Genomic DNA, 7,555 nt, shown 5'->3' on the forward strand with positions numbered 1-7,555 from the left:
GCTGAATCTTCCTTGAGCGAGGGGTTTTGAAACTCTTCTAGGCGATTGACAATATCCCAGTTAGCCCCAGTTGGGTCGCCTTTAAAATAGTCGGTCAATGCCTGAAGCGGATTGAGCGATACCAACAGGACGACAAAGATCGCAATCGGGGCGATGACTTTGCGCCGATTGTCGCACACGACGCGACCGATGATGAGTAAGAGCGTGCAAATCAACCAACCGATAATCGCTCCTCTAGAAAATGTCGCCAGAATCCCGACTGCAGCGACGAGTAAAATAATCCAGCGATAGGGCTTTTTGACGATCGTGACACCGAGCAACATCATCAGCATCAACGCGCAACCAGTTTTATTGGGATCGATATAAAATCCGGCAGGACGACCGACGTTTAACTCTGAAAACATTCTGGGGCTTAATAACTCCAGGATGTTATTGCAGACACTCATGAATAAGACAAATAAGATCGTACATTTGACTTGATTTACCGATCGCTGCTGAAAGATGACATACATCAGCGCGATAAATAATACGGATAAAACTTTAGAGCGAAAATCTGTAAATGATATTTCGTCAGCACTAACTGTCATCAAGGACAGGATCGAAATACCGATGTAAAATAACATCCAGATAATTAATGGCTTAGGAAGATTAGCTAATTTTTTGTAAAAAGGTAACGCTAACACTGCAAATACCATAATCCAGCTCAAGGGATTGATCGGGACGATCGGTGCTGCTAGCACCCAGTCCGGAAAATCAGAAAAGAACAAAAAAGCAGTAATAATTGATAAAACATACTGATACCGATCTAAGAAGATTCTCGTCTTGTTTCTCGGTTCGGCAAATTGTTCGATTAACTTGGCTGACATAGTATCTATAAATAATTAATTCGATCGCGTCTTCTGCTAAAAATCTTGGTTGACCGAGATGATGAACTGGTAATTTTAATCAGAAGAATAGCCGACCTCAGAAATAGTTGAAATTAATTTAGGCGGTGTGGGATGTGCTATCCTCTGCGATCTTAGCCGATCTATTGTGCGGCTAACATCAGCTAAACTATCTAATCAAAAGGGTTGTGAGCTAGATGTTGTAGAGCTGGGGAATATAAGTAGCTCGATCTCAGCGTAATTGAGTATACCTGCACAGCTCGATTTTGGCTGGCATCGCCGCTATGAATTACTAGCATTGAGATAAATGCGAATATTGTGGCAATCGAACGGATAAACTCATCATGCCCGATTCGATCGCGAAACTAACGTCGGCACTGTTTGGCGATTACCTCCGGTAGACCAAAGGTCAACGATTTGGCGATGTGGAGGATGTCAATGCGGCCACGGCAGTTGCTGCCACGTCAACAGTAGCAGGTCGCTGGGAGTACTCCCAGCCCAACCCTAATTAATGCCCGGGATAGAGCGGGTTCGGCTTCACGATCCGCGCTGGCACGCCGACGACCACCATCCCTGGCTCCGTAACAGACTTATTTAAGACAGCATTGGCTCCAATATGAGTCCAGTCGGCGATCGTAATCTCGCCAAATATTTTGGCACCAGGCTCGATCGTTACATGGGAGCCGATCTGTGGCCCCTTGCCGATCGTCACGCCGATGTTCATCCGGAGATTGCTGCCGATGCGGACTGTATCATTGACGAGGATATCGCCAGTATGCACCAGATCCAATCCTGGCCCGATCGTATTCGGCGGAATCTGAAATCCGACCAGCAGTGAAACCGAAAGATAGCGATACATCACCCACTTGCGTAACGGCAACCACCAGATTGATTTACGACAGTTGGTATAAAGTTCATGCTTGCGCAATAGGCGTTGATAATACCAAGTCGGATCTTGAATTAACAGTCGCGGCGGCTGGCGCGAACGACCCATCGCAATCCGATCTGCTTCCAAATAAGCTAAATAGTCGGCATAGGAAGCAATCATGGGCGAAACCTTATCATTTAAATTAAGGTAAAACTTTGAGGCAACTCGACAGCGGGTATAGTCAGAATCAGTATAAGACAGTACCATAAATGCTAAGCACTACGCAATATTCAGCTCAGCCTTAGTACTTGCTGAAGAGTTATAACTAGTCGCTCGTGCATTCGTTCGGCAGCCCAACCAGCGAACTGCCATACATTAAAAGTAATTACCGAACATGAACCGCTATACTTCTTGTCTGTGGACGATCGGCTGTATGTCAACGATACTGCTCGGTTGTATGCGTAATTCTGAGATCGCTTTATCTTCCAAGGAAAATCCCGATGTCCGGCCAAGTGCCGATCTGCGGCTGACCAAGAGTAGACCGGCTGTCAATTCCCAGTCGATCGTTACTTATGAGCCAACTACAGCTGAATTTCTCAATCCAGAACGGGGATTTCATAATAATATTGAATTGATGAGCGGTCGAGATTTTAGTGATGCTCGCCGCAATGGTTATAGCTTATCCAGAGCCTATATTCGCTTGGATGAATATCGCGATCGACCGCTACCCCCAGCATTTTTAGCCCAGTTAAATCGTCAATTTCAACTAGTGCGGGCAGCCGGAATTAAAGTTGTCATCCGATTTGCTTATAACTTTCCTACTGGCAACGACGACCTTGAGAAAGCTCCAGATGCTAGTCTCGGTTTGACGATCGCTCACATCACTCAGCTCAAGCCTATTCTCCAGCAAAATGCCGATGCGATCGCGGTCGTGCAAGCGGGTTTTATCGGTGCGTGGGGAGAGTGGCATGGTTCTGGCAATGGACTCGCACAACCGCAACCCAAAGCCAAAATTTTAGCAGCACTGCTAGCGGCGACACCCACCAGTCGAATGGTTCAGCTTCGTTATCCTGGCGATATTAGGAATAACTATCCCCAATCGCTGACGCTTGCCGATGCCTTTCGGGGCAATCGTCAAGCGCGTGTCGGCTTTCATAATGACTGCTTTTTAGCCAATCAATCTGATGCTGGGACTTATAAACCCGATTTAGCCGCACTTAAAAATTACACTAGCAAATTTACGCCATTTGTGGCGGTTGGTGGGGAAACTTGTGATGTTACGCTCGCCGAACGCCGCAGTGATTGTCCGACAGCAGAGGCCGATTTAGCCAGATATCATTGGAGTTATCTAAATGTCACTTTCTACAAGCCCGAACTCGATCGCTGGCGGCAAGAAGGCTGTTACGATCGCATTACCAAAAATTTGGGCTATCGCTTGCAATTAGTACGATCGAGTTTCCCCGCCCAAGTATCATCCGCCCGCGAGTTAAGTGGTAATTTCGTCATCAAAAATGTCGGTTATGCCAGTCCCTATAACCCGCGAGGCTTAGAATTAATTTTGCGCCATCAGCAAACTGGAAAAACCTATCGCCTCCCGATCCTCAAATCGCTGAGTAAAACTCACGATCCGCGCTTCTGGCTGCCACAAGTTGGGGAAATTTCGGTCGATGTGCGCGCTAAAGTGCCGCGAACTGCCCAGCCTGGAGTCTACGAACTGTTGTTGCAGCTCCCCGATCCGATGCCCAAGCTAGCCAACCGGCCAGAGTACGCGATTCGCTTGGCGAACGAACAAACGTGGGAAGCCAAAACCGGATTTAACTCGCTCCGGAGAACGGTGCGATTGGCAAAATAGACGGCAGTGAGATCCGATCTGGATGGTGATGGTGTCAGATTTGGCGCGGCGATCGAATTCGATCGCCGCGCGGTAATTTGGCGATCGTCAGCGCGATCGATCTGTAACTTTTGGGTACTATAAGTAGGGGTAGATTTTAGCCTCGAAGCAGACTCACCAGCAGGTTGAGCCAAATTACTCGATCGTGATTTTGGGTATATTTTATCACATAGATTTTCATCGGTAGTTGTCTACAATCAATTTACTAGCTCGCCCAGACATCATCATTGGCAGTATTAGGATTAATGAAAGTTACTTTAGTTATTTATGGACTCAGCGGTGGTGGTGCCGAACGTGTGATGTCAATTTTGGCTAACTACTGGGTCGAACGGGGATGGGAAGTAACTTTGATGATGTTAGTCGATGCTACTCAATCGTGTTTTTATCCACTAGATCCGCGCATCCAGCTCAAATCGCTAGGACTGGCAAAAAGCTCAGCCAATTGGCTCACGGCCATCTATCATACTTGGCAGCGGGTAATGCGCTTGCGACGGGAAATTATCGCCGACAAACCTGATGTCGTCATTAGTTTTATGACTGCGGTGAATGTCTATGCGATTCTGGCTGGCTGGAATTTAGATATTCCGACCATTGTTGGCGAGCATACTTATCCTGGAGCTACAGATGCCAACAAAATCTGGCAACTCCTGATGAAATGGTTTTATCGCTATGCCGATCGGATTGCCGTCCTCACTCAGAATGCCGTACCGTTCTACCCCGCAACCCAAGGGTATCGGACGATTGTCCTGCCCAATCCCGTCCTCAGTCCACCACCAGCAGTCCCGACGCCGCGATTATTACCCGTACATAGCTTAATCGCAGTCGGCAGACTCGATCCGCGCAAAGGTTTCGATCTGTTGCTCAGAGCTTTCCATCAAATTCGCGATCGCTACCCCGATTGGCAGTTAACGATTCTCGGTGAGGGTGCCATCCGAGCGGAATTAGAAGATTTACGATCGCAACTACAATTGACAGATTGCGTACACCTGCCTGGTGCCGTCCAAAATGTACCGGATTACCTGTATCAAGCCGATTTATTCGTGCTGCCTTCTCGCGTCGAAGGTTTTCCCATGGCTTTGTGCGAGGCGATGGCTTGTGGTGTGCCCGTGCTGGCTGCCGACTGTTTGAGCGGCCCCCGCGATATTATTGAGGATGGGGTTAATGGCATCTTGGTACCGCCAGAAGATGTTGATGCGCTGGCAGCAGGTTTGGATGCCTTGATGTCCGATCCGGCTAAACGTCAATACCTAGCTCAAAATGCCCCCCAAGTCCTCGATCGATTTGGACTAGAACGGATTGCCCAGCTGTGGACAGAGGCGATCGACAAATCGATCTACGATCGCCAGTATCGTCGTCCTCGCATTGCTGCTCACCATCATGTTATCGATCGATTAAATGCGCTTATCAAAAATTAAATCTCGGATTGTCGCTGTTTACAATTATCTAGTCTGTTACTTACCCATTCAATTAGCAAATCGATTACTGTGGATCGATCGGCAATCAAATTGGTCGATCTCTATTTATGAGGGCAAAGAGCTGACTGGATTGTTGCCAGCAACAACGATCGTCAATCCAGCGATCGGTAGGAAAGATGTCACCGATGCGTTAACATCTTTTGTCGCCGATCCTTTCCTCGTCCGCGAGCTAGATAATTGGTTCTTGTTTTTTGAAATTTTCAATCATCGACAACAGAAAGGTGAAATTGCTTTTGCTCGCAGTCAGGATGGTTATCATTGGCAATATCAGCAAATTATTTTATCGGAAAAATTTCATCTTTCCTATCCCTATGTATTTCAATTTGAAGCTAACTGGTACATGATTCCCGAATCATGTGAAGCAAATTCAGTGAGACTATATCGAGCCAGCAGATTTCCAGATCGGTGGGAATTCGTCACCGAAATTTTAGTTGGCAGTCGGTTCGTCGATGCATCAATTGTGAACTTTAACGGGCGATGGTGGCTATTTGTCGGGGTCGAACCCACAGAGGGAGCAGCTTGCAATACCTTAAGACTATACTCTGCCGATCGACCAGACGGTGATTGGTACGAACATCCCCAAAGTCCAATTGTCAGCGACAGTTTGGAGGTTTCTAGACCCGCAGGCCGCATCCAGCAGATCGAAAATCGACTCTTCCGGTTTGCTCAAGATTGTACAGTTACTTATGGATATAACGTACGCGCAATTGAAATCGAAAAATTAACCATAGATGATTACCTAGAATCGCCAATTCAAACCGAGCGGGCATATCTATTCAAGTTAGGAACTATGTCACACAATCGGATCGGTATGCATCATATCGACTTTATTATCTCGAATGACGATCGTTATACTGCTTGTGTAGATTCTCGATAATTGGGCTATGTAGTTCCAGGTGTTCGATCGAATTATTCAGATCTAGATATTGAGAAAAACACTCAATAAGCAGAGCGATGTTTAGATGTTTAACCATAATATTGTGCGTTGGTAGATTAAGTGTGCTACTTTTTTACCGCTGCAAATCTGAAAACTAATTTTGAAAGATCGGTAAGCTGTTAGAATAATCGTGAGCAAACGAGCAACCAGAGATCGCCAGATCGAATCGTTCGCATTTAACTACGATGGTAATTACGCCTCATGAAAGTTACTTTAGTTATTTATGGACTCAGCGGTGGCGGTGCCGAACGGGTGATGTCGATCGTGGCCAACTACTGGGTCGCTCAGGGTTGGGAGATAACTTTGATTATGCTCGTCGCCCCCACCAAGCCATCATTTTATCCGTTAGATCCGCGCATTAAGCTCAAATCGCTAGATATTGCTGGTGATTCGGCCAATGCGATCGCGGCTCTGGGCAATACCTGGCAGCGGGTAAAAGTGTTGAGACGAGAGATCCTAGCCAGTCAGCCGGATGTAGTCATCAGTTTCATGAATGCGGTGAATGTGTATACGATCCTCGCCTGTCTCCAGACACAGATTCCGACGATTGTCAGCGAGCATATCTATCCTGGATCTAATGATGCCAATAAAATTTGGCAATTTATTATGAAGGTCACTTATCGCTATGCCGATTTAGTTACTGTTTTGACTCAAAATGCGCTGCCATTTTATCCAGCCGCACGGGGTTATCGGACGATCGTCATGCCCAATCCGGTGACGACACCCCCGCCAGCAGTAGCAACGGCGCAATTAGTTGCTAAACCCAGTCTCATCGCTATCGGCAGACTCCATCCGCAAAAAGGTTTCGATCTCTTACTCCAAGCCTTCGCTCGCATCCACGCCAAATACCCCGACTGGCAGATCGTCATCCTCGGCGAAGGGCCAATGCGAGCGGAATTAGAAGCATTACGCTCGCAGTTACAATTAATCGATCGCGTCCACCTGCCCGGTTTAGTCACCAATGTCCCAGAATATCTGCATCAAGCCGATTTATTCGTGATGCCGTCGCGCTTTGAGGGCTTTCCGATGGCCTTGTGCGAGGCGATGGCTTGTGGTTTGCCCGTGCTGGCGGCTGACTGCCTGAGCGGCCCTCGCGACATTATTGAAGATGGGGTCAATGGAGTTTTGGTAAAAACCGAAGATATCGATGCACTATCAGCAGGATTGGAAGCCTTGATGTCCGATCCAGTTAAACGCCAGCAATTAGCCCAAGCTGCGCCCCAAGTCCTCGATCGATTTGGCGTAGAACGAGTGATGGGGATCTGGCAAGAAGCAATCGATCGAGTCATTGCGCGCAAACGGCGAGTTACCAGCAAAAAGTAGCACCTAAGTTGGATGGGATCTCCCCGCTCCTCGCTCCCCGCTTATTTATCCACATCCGTAACTCGCCAACTCAGTTTCAAATTAAACCAAAAATTCCAGAACGTGATGATGGCGATCGCAATTAATTTCGCTAAATATTCATTAACGTGAAGAATATTGAACAGAAAATTGACGATG

The 7,555-nt window shown here is 47.2% G+C and carries 6 protein-coding genes and 1 pseudogene; 4 read left to right on the plus strand and 3 right to left on the minus strand.

Annotated elements, in window-relative coordinates; all coding sequences use genetic code 11:
• Together RMO84_RS20005 and RMO84_RS20010 are read right to left on the minus strand one after the other, a co-directional pair.
• Positions 1–866: hypothetical protein (locus RMO84_RS20005; RefSeq protein ID WP_310490196.1), on the minus strand; the 866-nt coding region annotated here is incomplete at its 3' end.
• Between the two features lie 526 nt (positions 867–1,392).
• A complete protein-coding gene (locus RMO84_RS20010; RefSeq protein WP_310490197.1) occupies positions 1,393–2,019 on the minus strand; it encodes a hypothetical protein in 627 nt (208 codons plus the stop codon).
• Positions 2,020–2,146: 127 nt separating this feature from the next.
• On the opposite strand from RMO84_RS20010, the gene RMO84_RS20015 reads away from it, so the two are divergent.
• From RMO84_RS20015 to RMO84_RS20030, 4 genes are all read left to right on the plus strand, one after another.
• A complete protein-coding gene (locus RMO84_RS20015; RefSeq protein WP_310490198.1) occupies positions 2,147–3,604 on the plus strand; it encodes a DUF4832 domain-containing protein in 1,458 nt (485 codons plus the stop codon).
• A gap of 284 nt (positions 3,605–3,888) precedes the next feature.
• Complete coding sequence (locus RMO84_RS20020) at positions 3,889–5,058, plus strand: glycosyltransferase family 4 protein (RefSeq protein ID WP_310490199.1); 1,170 nt, start codon at positions 3,889–3,891, stop codon at positions 5,056–5,058.
• Positions 5,039–5,995, plus strand: coding sequence for a hypothetical protein (locus tag RMO84_RS20025; RefSeq protein WP_310490200.1), 957 nt, complete (start codon positions 5,039–5,041; stop codon positions 5,993–5,995). Before RMO84_RS20020 ends, RMO84_RS20025 begins: the two co-directional genes overlap by 20 nt.
• 261 nt (positions 5,996–6,256) lie before the next feature.
• Positions 6,257–7,378 carry a glycosyltransferase family 4 protein gene (locus tag RMO84_RS20030; RefSeq protein ID WP_310490201.1) on the plus strand — a complete coding sequence of 374 codons (1,122 nt, stop codon included), beginning with the start codon at positions 6,257–6,259 and terminating at the stop codon, positions 7,376–7,378.
• 41 nt (positions 7,379–7,419) lie between these two features.
• Here the strand turns inward: RMO84_RS20030 and RMO84_RS21430 are convergent.
• A pseudogene (locus RMO84_RS21430) lies at positions 7,420–7,555 on the minus strand (glycosyltransferase family 2 protein); the annotation flags it as partial.

Origin of the sequence: Chamaesiphon sp. VAR_69_metabat_338, assembly GCF_031423935.1 — a bacterium.
Taxonomy (GTDB): Bacteria; Cyanobacteriota; Cyanobacteriia; order Cyanobacteriales; family Chamaesiphonaceae; genus Chamaesiphon.